Origin of the sequence: Streptomyces sp. NPDC020898 (genome assembly GCF_044333925.1) — a bacterium.
Lineage (GTDB): Bacteria > Actinomycetota > Actinomycetes > Streptomycetales > Streptomycetaceae > Streptomyces.
Genome location: NZ_JBIRRV010000011.1, coordinates 241424 through 255823, shown reverse-complemented (window position 1 = coordinate 255823; position 14400 = coordinate 241424). Strand labels below are relative to the sequence as shown.

At 70.3% G+C, this 14400-nt stretch carries 6 protein-coding genes; 2 read left to right on the top strand and 4 right to left on the bottom strand.

The window, feature by feature from the left end; genetic code table 11:
* Nucleotides 1-13 precede the first annotated feature (13 nt).
* On the bottom strand, nucleotides 14-121 hold the full coding sequence (pqqA, locus tag ACH4TV_RS31230) for a pyrroloquinoline quinone precursor peptide PqqA (protein ID WP_398403972.1): 108 nt from the start codon (nucleotides 119-121) through the stop codon (nucleotides 14-16).
* 432 nt (nucleotides 122-553) lie between these two features.
* Here pqqA and ACH4TV_RS31225 point away from each other — a divergent pair, with 432 nt between their 5' ends.
* On the top strand, nucleotides 554-2191 hold the full coding sequence (locus ACH4TV_RS31225) for an ABC-F family ATP-binding cassette domain-containing protein (RefSeq protein ID WP_398403969.1): 1638 nt from the start codon (nucleotides 554-556) through the stop codon (nucleotides 2189-2191).
* Complete coding sequence (locus ACH4TV_RS31220; RefSeq protein ID WP_398403967.1) at nucleotides 2184-3893, top strand: ABC-F family ATP-binding cassette domain-containing protein; 1710 nt, start codon at nucleotides 2184-2186, stop codon at nucleotides 3891-3893. The genes ACH4TV_RS31225 and ACH4TV_RS31220 overlap by 8 nt, the downstream gene beginning before the upstream one ends.
* Nucleotides 3894-3953: 60 nt before the next feature.
* On the opposite strand, the gene ACH4TV_RS31215 is transcribed toward ACH4TV_RS31220, so the two are convergent.
* From ACH4TV_RS31215 to ACH4TV_RS31205, 3 genes are all read right to left on the bottom strand, one after another.
* A complete protein-coding gene (locus tag ACH4TV_RS31215) occupies nucleotides 3954-4508 on the bottom strand; it encodes a hydrolase (protein ID WP_398403965.1) in 555 nt (184 codons plus the stop codon).
* A 62-nt stretch (nucleotides 4509-4570) separates the two neighbouring features.
* Nucleotides 4571-7384: an alpha/beta fold hydrolase gene (locus ACH4TV_RS31210; protein WP_398403963.1), complete on the bottom strand. Its 2814-nt coding sequence runs from the start codon at nucleotides 7382-7384 to the stop codon at nucleotides 4571-4573.
* A 45-nt stretch (nucleotides 7385-7429) separates the two neighbouring features.
* Nucleotides 7430-14371 (bottom strand): SDR family NAD(P)-dependent oxidoreductase, encoded by a 6942-nt coding sequence (locus ACH4TV_RS31205; protein WP_398403961.1) that lies wholly within the window; start codon nucleotides 14369-14371, stop codon nucleotides 7430-7432.
* Between the last annotated feature and the right edge of the window lie 29 nt (nucleotides 14372-14400).

The following is a 14400-nucleotide window of genomic DNA, read 5'->3' as shown; positions in this document are numbered from 1 at the left end:
CTTCGACGGTGTGTCAGTCGCGGCCGAAGTAGGCGGTGACTTCCATCGCGGTGTCGAAGGAGACGAAATCGGGGCGGTGCCACGTCTTCTTGGTACGGAGTTCCTTTTCGGCTGTTCGCATGCAACTACTCCATTCACAGAACGGTGTTTGCCGTATGTGCTGGAACGAGGTTAACGACGTCAACGAAGGGACGGCAATCTCCGCCCCCGGTGTTCAACACGGACACGTGGTTTACGTCGCGGGCGAGTTGAGGTTGCGGACCGGCGTCATGGGCGCGAATCTCCGCGACCCCAGGGGCGGTTCACTCACGACGGGGCGCACCCGGGCGACGAAAGCCCCTTCTGGTATGGTGAAGCGCGAGTGATGTACAGCGAAGGAGAGGCAACCGTGGTTGTGGCGGGTGACGACGACATCTCCGGGTGATCCGGATGTCAGCGGTTACAGGTGTGCGCTGAGAGTGCACAGCCCTGTGGTCGTACCCCTGCGCATTTGACCACTGCATCCCTCGGGCGGCCTTTTTGTGCGCCCGCATCACATGCGAGGCCTCTGTACATGTCCGACGCCTTCATTGTCTGCTCGAATCTCTCCTTCTCCTGGCCCGACGGAACTCCGGTGTTCCAGGATCTGTCCTGGTCCGTGGGTGACGGCCGAACGGGCCTGGTCGCACCGAACGGTGCCGGAAAGTCCACCCTGCTCAGGCTGATCGCCGGCGAACTCCGCCCGAACCGCGGGGGTGTGACCGTCAAGGGCCTGCTCGGCTACCTCCCCCAGAGCCTGCCCCTCACCGGCGGCCTCACCGTGGCCGAGGTGCTCGGCATCGCCCCGATCATCGAGGCACTGGACGCCATCGCGTCCGGAGACGTGAGCGAGGAGCATTTCACGACGGTCGGCAACGACTGGGACATCGAAGAACGCAGTCGCGTCCAGCTCGACCGCCTGGCTCTCGGCGACGTCCCGCTGACCCGACAGCTGCACGCCCTCAGCGGCGGCCAGGCCATCTCCCTCGGCCTCGCGGCCCAGTTGATCAAGCAGCCTGATGTGCTGCTCCTGGACGAACCGACCAACAACCTCGACCTGGCCGCCCGCCGCAAGCTCTACGACGTGCTGGAGAACTGGCGCGGCTGCCTGCTGGTGGTCAGCCACGACCGGGAGTTACTCGACCTCATGGAGGGGATCGCCGAACTCGACTCGGGCGAGATGCGGTTGTACGGCGGCAACTACACCGAATACGAAGAGACCGTGCGCGCTGAGCAGGAGACCGCCGAGAAGAACATCCGCACCGCCGAACAGCAGGTCAAGCGGGAGAAGCGGGAGTTGCAGCAGGCCCGCGAGCGGGCCGCGCGCCGGGCCGGCGTCGGTGCCCGGGCCGCCAGGAAGGGCAGCATCCCCAAGATGGCCGCCGGAACGCTCAAGCGCCGCGCCCAGGAGTCGGCGGGCAAGGCGAACGACATGCACGGCCAACGCCTCGCCGACGCCAAGACCAGGCTGGACGAGGCGAGCCGGGTGCTGCGGGACGATCACCGGATCGCCCTGGAGCTGCCGGACACCAATGTTCCGGCGGGGCGCACCGTCTTCCTCGGCGAGGGGATCCACGTACGGTACGGCGAGCGGGAGCTCTTCGCGGGCGAGGGCGTCGACCTCACGATCCGAGGGCCGGAGCGGATCGCGCTGACCGGACCCAACGGTGTCGGCAAGTCCACCCTGCTGCGCGTGATCAACGGTGAACTCGAAGCGACGAACCGGGAATTCAAGCGGGCGGACGGCCGCGTCGCCTACCTCTCCCAGCGGCTGGACACGCTGCCGCTGGACCGTACCGTTGCTCAGTGCCTGGCCGACTACGCGCCGCACAAACCCGAGGCGGAGCGGATGAACCTGCTGGCCCGTTTCCTCTTCCGAGGTCCCGCGGCGCACCTGCCGGTCAGCGCCCTGTCGGGGGGCGAGAGGCTGCGCGCCACCCTGGCCTGCGTGCTGGGCGCCGAGCCGGCGCCGCAGCTCCTGCTGCTCGACGAGCCGACCAACAATCTCGACCTCGACAGCGTCGAGCAGCTGGAAGGGGCACTCAACTCGTACGAGGGCGCGTTCGTCGTGGTCAGCCACGACGAACGGTTCCTCAAGGAGATCGGGGTGAACCGCTGGCTGTTGATGTCCGAAGGCCGCCTGAACGAGACGGGAGCGCCCTCCGGTGACTGATCCGTCCTCGCACCAGGCCGGCGGGCAGGACATCCTCTCCGCCGACCAACGCTCCGCACATCTCCTCGCCGAGAACCTGCACTGTGTGCTGGGGGACCGCATGGTGCTGCGCGACGTCTCGCTCAAGGTCTCCCACGGCGAGCGGGTGGGCCTGATCGGTGAGAACGGCCGGGGGAAGTCCACTCTGCTGCGCGCGCTCATCGGCGAGCTGGCGCCGCAGCGCGGCCAGGTCGTGCGCGCGGTGACGGGCCAGGTGGGGTTTCTGCCGCAGCAGCCGGACTTCCCCGGCGACGCCACCATCGAGGACGTGCTCAGCCGGGCGACCTCGGAGTTCGGGGAACTGTCCGCACGGATGCGCGCCGCCGAGGAGCAGATGTCCCACGACGGGGGCGAACTCGAGGCGGTACTTGAGGAGTACGGCCGTCTCCAGGAGGAGTTCATCCGCCGCGGCGGTTGGGAACTGGGCGCCCGTATCGGTGAGGTGCTGGACGTCTTCGGCCTGGCCGGGCTGGATCGCGGGCGCCACACGCAGACCCTCTCGGGCGGCGAGCGGGCTCGGCTGGCGCTGGCCTCTCTGGTACTCACCGAGCCGGCCGGGTTGTTGCTCGACGAGCCGACCAACCACCTCGACGACCGGGCGGTGGACTGGCTCATCCAGTGGCTCGCGCAGTACCAGGGGCCGTGCCTGATCGCCTCGCACGACCGGGTGCTGCTCGACACGGCAGTCACCGCCATCGTCGACCTCGACGGTCCGCGCGGCTCCACCGTGCGCTACGGCGGCGGCTACCAGGACTACCTCGACGAACGCGCAGCGGCGCGGGAGCGCTGGTGGCAGCGGTACCGCGACTGGAGCCAGGAGCTGGCCGAAGCCCAGCGGCGGCTGCACAAGGCCCACACGGGCGGTCGCGTCTTCGGTGGCCGGGGCGACAACGACAAGCTGTCCTACAACGCCGCCGGGAGCGCCGCCGAGCGGGCCGTCGCCCGTACGGCCCGCGCCGCCCAGCAGCACGTGCGACGGCTGCTCGACGAGGCGGTATCACGTCCGCCAGAACCTTTGGACTTCGCTCTCCCGCGGGCCGCGGAGTCGGCCGATGAGGTCCCGGAGCTGGCCGACGGTGTGCTATTGCGGGCCACGGGCCTGGTTGCCGGGGAGGTGTTGCGGGGAGCGGACCTGGTGCTGGCTCCCGGCGTGCGCCATGTGATCGCCGGCCCGAACGGCGCGGGCAAGTCGACGCTCCTGTCGGTGTTGGCAGGCGAGCGGGCCCTCGACGCCGGGGGGGTGGAGCGCGCACCGGGGCTGCGCATCGGATACCTGCCGCAGGACAGCGATTTCAGCGCCGAGCGGAGCGGTCTGCTGGACGCCTTCGCCGCGTACCGGGCGGCCCATGTCGAGGACGCCGCAGCCGAGTTGACCAGGTTCGGCCTGTTCGGGCCCGCGGACTTCCACACTCCGGTGAACCGGCTGTCCGTGGGCCAGTGGCGGCGCCTCGAACTGGCGCTGCTCTTCGCCCGTCAACCGCATCTTTTGTTGCTCGACGAGCCCACCAACCACCTCAGCCTGGTGCTGGTCGAGCAACTGCTGGATGCGGTGGAGCGCTTCACGGGCCCTGTGGTGATGGTGACTCATGACCGCGCCCTGCGCGAGCGCCACCGCGACAGGCTGCTGGAGCTGTCCGGCGGGCGGCTGGTCCGGCCGGCCTGAGGCCACTGCTCAGGGCCGGTCCGGCCGCAGGCCTGCGGCCGGACCGGCCGTGCCGCCTCGCTAGCGGATGTAGCGTCCGTCCAGATACTTCTTGGCCAGTTCGAGGTAGCGGGGGTCCTCGGAATTCCTGATCAGTTCGAAGAAGAACATCTCCCGCGTAATCAGGTGCGCCCCGTTCTGTCGTAGGCGCGCGAGCCCCAGCTCGTGGTCCGCCTGGTTGCGGGCGGCGCACGTGTCGGCCAGTACGAACACCGTCTTGGCCCGCTCCATCAGGCTCAGGGCCGACTGGAAGAGGACCACGTGGGTCTCCGCGCCGGCCAGCACGTACTGGTCCCGGTCCGTTTCCGCTACACGGGTCGCGATGGGCTCCTCGCGGAGGAAGTCGAAATGCTCCTTCTCCAGCCTGGGTGCGCCCTCGGCCGCCTCATGCAGCGAGAGGGAGAGTCCGCCCAGCTTCTTGTGCTCGGTCAGCAGCACCGGAACGTCGAATTCCCGCGCCACCTCCGCCACCCAGCAGGTGTTGTGCAGCAGCTGCGTCCCGTCCAGCAGCAGCGGGATGAGTTCCAGCTGCATGTCAAAAAGGACGACCGCCGCCTTGTCCGCGCGTACCAACATGTCCTGTGTCCGATCCATTCCGTGATGAATTGTGAATCCGGATGGGGCACGGCGTTCCGGGTTCAGCGCCGCTCGGCCCAGAACTCCGTGAGCGTCTTGTTGAAGGCTCGCCCCGCGGTGAGCGGCACGTAGTGTCCGTGGTCCTCGAACTCCCGCACCCGCGCCCCCGGAACCCGGGCGTACAGTGCGGCCGCTTCCGCGTCGACGACGCAGTCGTCGCGGCCGCGGACCACCAGGCAGGCAGGGGTGAGGTCCGGGAGCCGGTCGACGATGTCGAAGCCCTCCAGGGCCGAGTAGTAGCAGCGCAGCATGTCCATGGGGGTGCTCGCGGTGAACTTCTCGGCCGGGTTGCCGCCCTCGCCGAACACCGCCTCCAACAGGCCTTGGTGCACGCGCAGTTCCTCCCTCAGCTCCAGCGTGCGTTCAAAGGCGTCCTGGCCGTAGCGGGGCGAGCAGTTGATGAGTGTCAGAGAGTTGACCCGATCCGGGTGCCGCAGGGCGGTCAGCGTCGAGACACAGCCCCCCAGGGACCAGCCGACAAGGTCGGCCGGGCCGTCGGCGACGTCTCGCAGGAAGTCGGCCACCTCGTGAGCGAGCGCCTCGAACGAGAAGCGCTCCTCGTCGAAGGGGGTGTTCCCGTGTCCCGGGTACACCGGGACGTAGATCTTGCGCCCTTCTCGGAGCAAGGCCGGGATCTGCTGGGTCCACGCCCGCTGGTCGCAGTTGAGCGGAGGGAGCAGCAGGGTGGGCCGCCCCGTACGGCCGTACTCCAGCCATTGTGTCAGCGGTGCCGTGTCCCGCGCACGGGGTGCCGTGTCCCGCGCACGGGGTGCCGTGTCCTTGCGTCCGTCGCGTCCGTCCTCGCGGTGGTCTGGGGACTCCTGGCGCTCCTCCGGCTCGGGCGGGCGGCCGCTGATGGCGGCCGCTAGGTCGGCCACCGTCTCCTGGCGGAAGAGGTCGTGCGACTTGATGGGGCTTCCGGCCTTCTGGTAGGGGCTCAGCAGCTGGACGGCCGAGAGGGAGTCCAGGCCCAGCGAGACGATTCTGGTGCCGGGTACGACCTGGTCTTCCGCGCCCTCCGCGAAGCCGAGCAGAGCGGACAGCTCCGCGCAGAGTTGATCGAGGAGTCCCTCGTCCACGGGCTGCGGGCCCTGCTCCTCGTCGGGCGGAGCAGGTGTGCCGGCGGGGGCGTCCTCGATCACCCAGTGCCGCCGCTGCTCGAAGGGGTAGGGAGGCAGGGTGATCCGCGCCAGGTCGGCCGGCGCGGCGAGCCGCCGGAGCAGCGAGTGGGTGTCGTGCGCCCGCCAGCGTGCTACCAGGTCGTGCAGATCGTTGTCGAGACGGTCGGTGTCCGCGGTCCGGCGAGCCGGGTCGCCTCCTTTGTCCCCTTCGTCGAGACCGGCCAGGAGTTCGTCCCGAGTGCGTGCCACGACCACCTGTTCATGGGTGCGGCACGGGCGTCGCAGCAGCAGTTGGGAGAGGTCCCAGATCCGGTCCTCGGGCAGCTCGGTGACCAGCGCCCGGCAGCGGTCGGCCAGCGCCGTAAGGCTCTGCGGCGACTCGGCCGACAGGCAGAAGGGCAGCGCCCGGCCCGGGCGACGGTCCACCGCGTCCTCGCCCGCGGCACCGCCCGGCACCTTGCGCAGGACCACATGCCCGTTGGAGCCGGTGAAGCCGAACGCGCTGACGGCGCCGAGCTGCTTGTCCTGCGGCCACGGCAGGGGTTCCCGGTTGACCCGGAACGGCGAGACGTCAAGGTAGGAGACCGCCTCGTCCGTGGCCGCCACCGGCGGGATCGTCTCGTGATGGAAGCTGAGCAGCACCTTGATGACACTGGCCAGGCCCGAGCACACCAGGGTGTGCCCGATGAGCGGTTTCACAGCGCCGAGGTGGCAGCCGTCGCCGGCCCGGCGGAAGGCGGACTTCAGGCCCTCCAGCTCGATGGGGTCGCCCAGCGGCGTCCCGGTGCCGTGCGTCTCCAGGTAAGCGAGCCGCGAGGGGTCTATCTTCGCGCGCTCGTAGAGCTCGGCGATCAGCCGGGACTGCGCCTGGGAACTCGGCGCCATCAGGCCGTTGGTGGTGCCATTGTGGTTGATGCCGGTCGCCTGGATCGCTCCGTAGATCCTCAACCCCCGGGCCCGGGCTTGGTCATGGCGCATGATCACGAGAGACGCCGCGCCCTCGGCCGGTACGAATCCATCGGCGGCGTCGGTGAAAGGCAGCGACGCGCCTTGCGGGGAGCTCATCCGGGAATGCTGCGCGAAACGGAGCACCTCCGGGGTGCTGAACACCGAGACGCCGCCGATGACCGCGCAACGGCACTGCCCGGCCCTGATGTTGAGCACCGCCTGGTGCAGCGCGGTCAGCGAAGAGGAACACGCGCTGTCCAGCGTGATGGACGGACCGTTGATGTCGTAGAAGTAGGAGATGCGGCCCGACAGCGTCGAGGGCGCGTTGCCCAGGAAGCTGTGGGTGCCGTAGACGACATCGCTGCGCTGCGCCACCAGGGATCGGTAGTCGCCAGGCAGCCCGGCAACGAACACACCGCAGTCCAGGGCCCGCAGGTCAGCGGTCGTCAGGTAGCTGTCGTCGACGGCGTGCTGCACCGTCTGCAGCAGGATCCGTTGCTGCGGGTCCATGGACCGCGCTTCGTTCGGCGAGATGCGGAAGAAGTGCGCGTCGAAGTCCTGGTGTCCGTCCAGGAAGCCGCCGACGAAACCGGCGGCGTCCTCCTCCCCTGCCCAGCGGTCGGTGGTGCCCAGGGCGCTGCGGCCGTGCCGCAGGCGCTCCCAGTACTCCTCCAGACCGTGGGTGTCGGCGAACCGGCAGGCCATTCCGACCACGACCGGGGTGTCGTCCTCAAGCAGCTCGTCCATGCCCACTCTCAATTCCCTGCCGCGCCTTGGTCGTTCCGGTGCCGGTCACTCGAACCAGAACCGGTTGCGTTCGAACGCGTAGCCCGGCAGATGCAGTCGGCGGTACTGCCCGTCGTCGAACATCGTGGTCCATGCGAACTCCTCCCCTTCCAGGTACCGGTCCCGTACGGCCTCCAGCGCCGCGCGGTGACCGGGATCCGCCGTGTCGGGCAGTGTCACCGGATGTGTGGTCAGCCGGTTCCGCCGGCACTTCTCCGCCTCCTCGGGCCGGGCCTGCGCCAACTGCCGACGCAGATCGGAGGTGCTGGAGACGATCCAGGCCATCCGGTACTCGAAGTGGTCGCGGCCGACCGCCAGGGTGTGGGCGATGTCCGCTGGGTCTGCGCGTTCCGCCTCTGATCCCTCCAGCCAGACCAGCAGGTCGTCCCGCATCGCCGAGAGCGACGCAAGGGAGCGGGCGCTGAGCGTGATGAGCCAGTACGGCCTCGACGCCCTGCGGGCCGGCGGCAAGGCGGGGGCCTCGGAGAGGACCACGTGCGCGTTCGAGCCGCCGAACCCGAAGGAACTGACGCCGGTCACGAGCGGGTCCCTCCGCTCCCATCGTTCGTTGTCGAGCAGCAGCCGGAAGGGCGAACCGGCGAGGTCGACAAGCGGGTTGAGCTCCTTGAAGTTGATGTTCGACGGCAGGTGGTGATGGCGGAGGCACAGCAGCAGCTTCAGCAGCCCGGCCATTCCCGCGGCCGGCTCCAGGTGGCCCACGTTCGTCTTCACCGCGCCCAACGTGATGCTGCCCGGCTCACGGTGCGGGGCCAGCTTGCCGAACGCGGTCCGCAGCGCCCCGATTTCAATGGGGTCACCGAGGTTCGTCCCGGTGCCATGTGTCTCGATGTGGGTGACCCGAGTGGCCAGTTCCGGTGTGTAGACCTTCTCCAGCAGGGCGACCTGGGCCTCGGGGTTGGGGGCGGTCAGCGAGTTGGAGCGGCCGTCGTGGTTCTCGGCCACCGCCTCGACCACCGCGAGCAAGGAGTCGCCGTCCCGCAGGGCGTCGGCGAGCGGCTTGATCACCACACAGCCCACGCCCTCCGCCCGCACATAGCCGTTGGCGTCCTTGTCGAAGGTGGCGCAGCGGAAGTCGGGGGAGAGTACCCCCAGCCTGCTCGCCGCGTCGGTGGCGGCGGGGTCGACGAGCACACTGACGGCGCCCACGATGGCCACCTCGCACTCGCCCGCCGCGAGCGAGAGCACACCCCGGTTCAGCGCCACCAGTCCGCTCGAACAGGCGGTGTCGAGCGTCTGGCTCGGTCCGGTGAAGTCGAACAGGTGGGACACGCGGTTGGCGAGCATGGTGTGCGCGTTGCCCGTGACGGTGTACGGGTGGGCCCAGTCCGCGCCGTTCTGCAGCGCCGCCTGGTACTCGCTGAACTGCACCCCGGCGAAGACGCCCACGTCCCGCAGCGCTTCCGACGCGTAGCCGGCGTCGAGGATGGCGTTGTAGGCGCTCTGGAGAAACAGCCGGTGCTGCGGGTCCATGAGCATCGCTTCCCGGGCGGAGACCCCGAAGAACCCGTGGTCGAACGAGTCGAACCCGTCGATGGTGCCCGCGAGGTACTCCTTCTCGCGGTCCTTCCAACGGTCGACCGTGCGGATGGCGCTGCGGTTCTCGACGAGCAGCCGCCAGAACTCCGCCAGGTCCGCCCCTCCGGGCATGATGCCGCTCATGCCGACCACCGCGTATCGGCCGCGTCCGGCATCCTGGAGGCCGCTGTCGGACCCCGCGTCGAGGGTCGCGGCGGCAGCCGACGCACCGGTGGCGGGTGCGGACGTTCCGGGCCCGGTCGCTCCCTGCTCCTTCGCCGGTACGCCCTGATCCCTCAGATAGGTGCTCAGCGACGCGATGCTGCTGTACTTGAAGAGGGCGTTGGGCGGCGTATCCACGCCGTATTCCGTTCCCACATGCCGGGCCAGGCCCTGGAGCATGACCGAGGTGTAGCCGAGGTCTCCCCACGTGCTGTCGAAGGTGACGTCCGCGGGCCGCAGGCCGGTCTGCGCGCACACCAGCTCCATGAGCTGGTCGCCGATGTCCTCCAGCGTCGCGGCGGCCGGACGTGCCGAGTCCGCGGCGGGCGGGGCATCGCCCAGCGCCCCCGGCGCCGGGCGGCCGGCGCCGGGCAGCAGCCGGTGCCGCATCCTCGCCGCGTCGCCGACGCAGGGGATGACCTGGTGGCATGCCCGCGGTATGCCGTTGAGCAGGTCGAGGAACAGCTGCGCGCCCCGCCTCGAGGAGAGCGGCTCCATCCCGAACTGGCCGCGCAGGTATCCGGCGAGCGCCTGGTACTCCTCCCGCCGCTCGTCTTCGACGTCCAGCCACAGAGGCCAGTTGATCGAGAGGGTGTGGCCGCTGCGCTCACCGTCTGCCACGCGCCGGGCGCGCTCGGTCGCGAACTCGTCGAGGAAGCGGTTGGCGGCGATGTAGTCGCTCTGCCCGGTGTTGCCCATGATGCTGGATATGGAGGAGAAGACGCAGAAGAAGTCCAGGCGCAGCTGCGCGGTGTACCGATCCAGGTTCTGCGTGCCCTGCACCTTCGGCGCGAGCACCGCCTCCGCGTCTTCGGCCGACTTGTTCTGCACCAGGGCGTCCCTGAGGACGCCGGCGCAGTGGATGACTCCGTCGAGCCCGCCGAAGCGCTCGCGGATCCCCGCGACCAGGTCCCGGGTTTGGGCGGCTGAGGCGATGTCCGCCTGTTCGTAGTGCAGTCCCGGCGACGCGGCGATCCACTCCCGCCGGCCGGCGTCCGGCGCGGAGCGGCCGACGGCGATCACCGTGGCGCCGTAGCGTTCGGCCAGGCGCTCGGCGATGGCCCGGCCCACCTTGCCCAGACCGCCCGTGAGGAGGTAGGTCCCTCCCATGCGCAGCCGGACGCCGTCGCCCAGCCGGATCTCCGTCAGCTCTCGTGTCTCGCGCCCTTGGGCCGACCACCTGACCTCGGTGAGCGGTTGCCGGGCGGCGCGCAGTTCGTCGAGCAGGGGCCGCCAGCCGTCGGCGAGCGCGGCGCCGGTACCGGACCGGCGCGCCTGGACGGTGCGGATGTGCGCGTTCTCCTCCGCCGCGCCGTGGAGGAAACCGGCCCTGGCACGCACCTCGGCCGCATCGGCCTCCCGGGTCACGCCGAGGATCGTGGACGGGGTGCGGCAGGACTGAAGGGCCCTTGCGAAGGACAACGCCGAGGCCACCGTTCCTTCGCGCCGGAGGTCCACCCAGTACAGGTGGTCAAGGCCCAGCTCACCTGTCAGATACTCAAGGGCGCGTCGGGCGGCCCGGTCATCGCCATCGGGCAGCTCGATGCGGTCCGCCTCGATGGTCAACGCGTCGCCGGGCACCACCCGGATCAGCCGGGTCCGCTCGGGCGGGTCGGGAAGCCGGTGCTCCTGACCGCGGTCGACGAGGGCGAGGACGCAGCGTACCGGGGGCTGTGCCGGCCCGGCGACCGTGCCCGGCCGCCACACCGGGGTGAGCAGCAGTTCGGCGGCGGTGTCGGCCGTGGTGCGGGCAGCCAGTTCGTCGCTCGCTGCTCGGGCGGGCGGCCGGTTCACGTGGTCGAGCGTGCCGGCCACGTACCGCTCGGCGGCGAAGGGATAGAGCGGGGCGTCGACCAGCACGCGGACCGCGAACAGCTCCGTGAAGCCGGGGTGCTCGCCGTCGAGGTACGCCGACGCCGCACGGACCCAGGGGTTGTCGGCCCGGGGCGCGGACGGCAAGGCCCCGTCCACTCCCTGGAGCAGGCCAATCAGCTGCTCGACGCTCTCGGCCCAATAGCCGCGCCGGACCCGGAAGTGCTGCCTGGCGCAGCACAGGGTGTAGCTCAGTCCGTACAAGGACGTGTCCGGCGCGTTCCGCAGCGCGGTGAGCAGATCGTCCGCGCGGCGCCGCACAGCGGCCTCGTCCCGCCCGGAGAGCGGGATGAAGTAGCGCGGGAGCTCGGGGACGGGGCGGCTTTCGGGCGGTGCCACGAATTCCTGGATGATCGCGTGCCCGTTGGTGCCGCCGGCGCCGAACGAACTCAGTCCGGCAAAGCGCGTGGGACCGCTGCCCTTGGGCCAGGTCCTGGTCTCCTTGACCAGGGCGAATCGCGAGTCCTCAAGGTGCAGGTCCGGGTTCTCCAGTTCACTGTGCAGCGTGGGCACCAGGGTCCGGTGGGTGAGCTGCTTGACGACCTTGACGAGCCCGGCCATCGCGGCCGCGGACTCCAGGTGCCCGATGTTGCTCTTGACCGAGCCCAGGTAGGCGGGGCCCTGCTCGCGCCCGCCGTACGCCCACTGCAGCGCGCGCACCTCGATCGGGTCGCCGAGCCGGGTGCCCGTGCCGTGTGCCTCGACGTATGTGACTGCGGCCGGTTCGATCTCCGCACCGGCCAGCGCCGAGGTGATCACGCGGTGCTGGGCACGCTCGGACGGCACGGTGAAGCCGGCCGTTCTGCCGCCCGCGTTCACCGCCGTCGCGCGGATGACGGCGTGCACCCGGTCCCCGTCCCGCAGTGCCTCGGACAGCGGTTTGAGGACCACGGCCGCGGTTCCCTCGCCGGGGACGTAACCATCCGCCTCCACTCCGAAGGCCTGGCAGTGGCCGGTGGGACTGAGGAACTTGCCTTCGGAGAGCAGGCGGTACTTCCCCGGGTGGGTCATGAGGTTCACACCGCCCGCCACGGCCAGCCCGCAGTCCCCTGAGCGGATGCTGCGGACGGCGAGGTGCAGGGCCGTGAGCCCGCCGGAGCACATGGTGTCCAGGGCAACGCTGGGGCCCCGCAGGTCGAAGGCGTAGGAGACGCGGTTGGCGATAGCGGCGAACGAGCTGCCGATCACCCGGTCGGGAGCGGTGAGGTCCTGGTAGTGGCCGAACATGGCGGCCACGAAGACGCCCACGTCGTCGGTCGGCCGGGCAAAGTACCCGGAGTCCTCCAGAGCGTGGTAGGCGCACTGCAGGAAGCGGCGCTCCTGCGGGTCCATGAACTGCGCCTCGACCGGCGTGATGTTGAAGAAGACCGGGTCGAAGTCCAGGGCGTGGCCGAGGAATCCGCCATGGCGGCCGTAAGAGGTACTCGGTTCGTCCGGCGAGAAGGAGTGGTTCTCGCGCCAGTCCCAGCGGTCGCCCGGAATGACCCGCACCGCGTCCTCACCGTTCAGCAGTGCCTGCCAGAACGCCTCGGTGTCACCGCCGCCGGGGAACTCCCCGGCCATCCCGACGATGGCGATGTCGTCGGGGCGGTAGGCGTCCGCGCTGGGGGCTGTCTCTGCCGCGGCTGTGGCCACTGCCGGCCCCGACTCCCCTCGTATCCTGGCGCCTTGGGACGGCGCCGCGATACCAGGGGTCACCGCGGCGGGGGCGGGCTGCTGCGGCTGTGGCCGCTCACGGGCGAGGACGGATTCCAGCTCGGCGGGAAACTCCTCGGTCAGGTGCGCGCCGAGCGCCGCGACCGTCGGGTGCTCGAAGAGCACCGCGCGGCTCAGCCGGGACGACCCGGTGATGCCCAGCCGGGTTTCGATGTCCCTGCTGATGCGGATGCTGCCGACGCTGTCCAGGCCCCGGTCCAGCAGGTTGTCGTCGTCGCGCAGATGCCGCAGGCCGCTGTGGCGCGTGACGAGCTCCCTCAGCCACTGGGCGGTGCGGGCCTGCACGTCCGAGGCCGCCGGTCGCAACGCGGCGGGTGCGCCGACGCGGGCTTCCGACGCCGCCGGTACGCCGTCGGTGGCCAGCCGCACCTGCCCGTCGTAGACCGCCAGTTGACGCGTCCCGGCGGCGAGGGCCACCATCAGCGCGTCGCACGCCTGCTCCGGCTCCATCGCCCGCAGCGCGGACCCGTCGTCCGGCATCCGCATGCCATCGGTGTCCCACAGGCCCCAGTTGACGCTGTACCAGTCCGGCCTGCCCGCGGACAGCCGGTCGAGGAACGCGTTGGCCGCTCCATAGGCCACCTGGCCGACATTGCCCGTGATGCTCGTCAGCGAACTGAAGTGCACCACGGTGCCGGGCCGGTGCGGGCCGGACAAGGCCGCCAGGTTGAGGCCGACGGCCACCTTCGGCCGCAGGACGTTCTCCAGGCGGTCGGGGGTCAGGTTGTACAGCAGACAGTCGTCCAGCACTCCGGCGAGGTTGAACACCGCCTTGAGCGGACCGAATCGCTCGTGGAGGTAGCGCAGCGCCCCGTCGAGCGCCTCGGGTTCGTGTGCCGCGACGCTCAGGTAGCTTCTGGCGCCCGCCTCCTTCAGCGCCGCCAGCGCCTGGTGGCCGGGAGTGCCACGCCCCAGGACGAACACCTGGGCACCGCAGCGCTCGTTCAGGTAGCGGCACAGGTTCCGTCCGATGCCTCCGGCTCCGCCGATGAGCACGACGCGGTCGCCGACGCCGAACACGTCGCCGGGCCGCGCGTTCTCCAGCGGACGTGGCACGTGGTCGAGGCGCGTGATCCGGTCGCCGTCGGCCCGCAGCCGTGCCCCCGGGTAGCGGGCGCCGGCTGCGATCCAGGCGCGCAGCCGCTCCGCGGTGACGAGGTCGGCGCACTCGACGGCCGTGTGGGTGAGCGGGCATTCCAGCGCTGCCGACAGGGCCATGCCGTCGAGCAGCGACGGGAGCACATCGGTCGCGCGGGACAGCGTGACGAGATGCAGGCGGCGTCCCGACTCCCGTACGGCCTGCAGCAGGGCCAGGCAGGCGCGGGCGAACCGCATCGCTGGGCCGTACTGCGGAGTACCGCCGGACGGCCCGTCGCCCCACGCCACCACCACGGTGGTGCACTCGTCGACGCGCCGTCGCAGCTCCTGCCCGAGCGTGGCCTCGTCCTGCGTGGCGGGGCCGGCGTACCAGCACTCGGCACCGATGGAGCCGACCGCCGACGCGATGTCCTCCCGGTCCGTGACCACGAGCGTGGCTCCGGCCGGCTCGCCGGGCGCGTCCGAGGCGGCGAGGTCCAGGTACCGAGGTACTAGTGATTCCACAGGTCGTCCCCGTCAGAGAGAGTGGCTGC

Bases quoted from the DNA above. Each gene is read 5' to 3' on its own strand.
- pqqA (WP_398403972.1), bottom strand. From the start codon at position 121: ATGCGAACAGCCGAAAAGGAACTCCGTACCAAGAAGACGTGGCACCGC.
- ACH4TV_RS31215 (WP_398403965.1), bottom strand. From the start codon at position 4,508: ATGTTGGTACGCGCGGACAAGGCGGCGGTCGTCCTTTTTGACATGCAG.
- ACH4TV_RS31210 (WP_398403963.1), bottom strand. From the start codon at position 7,384: ATGGACGAGCTGCTTGAGGACGACACCCCGGTCGTGGTCGGAATGGCC.
- ACH4TV_RS31225 (WP_398403969.1), top strand. From the start codon at position 554: ATGTCCGACGCCTTCATTGTCTGCTCGAATCTCTCCTTCTCCTGGCCC.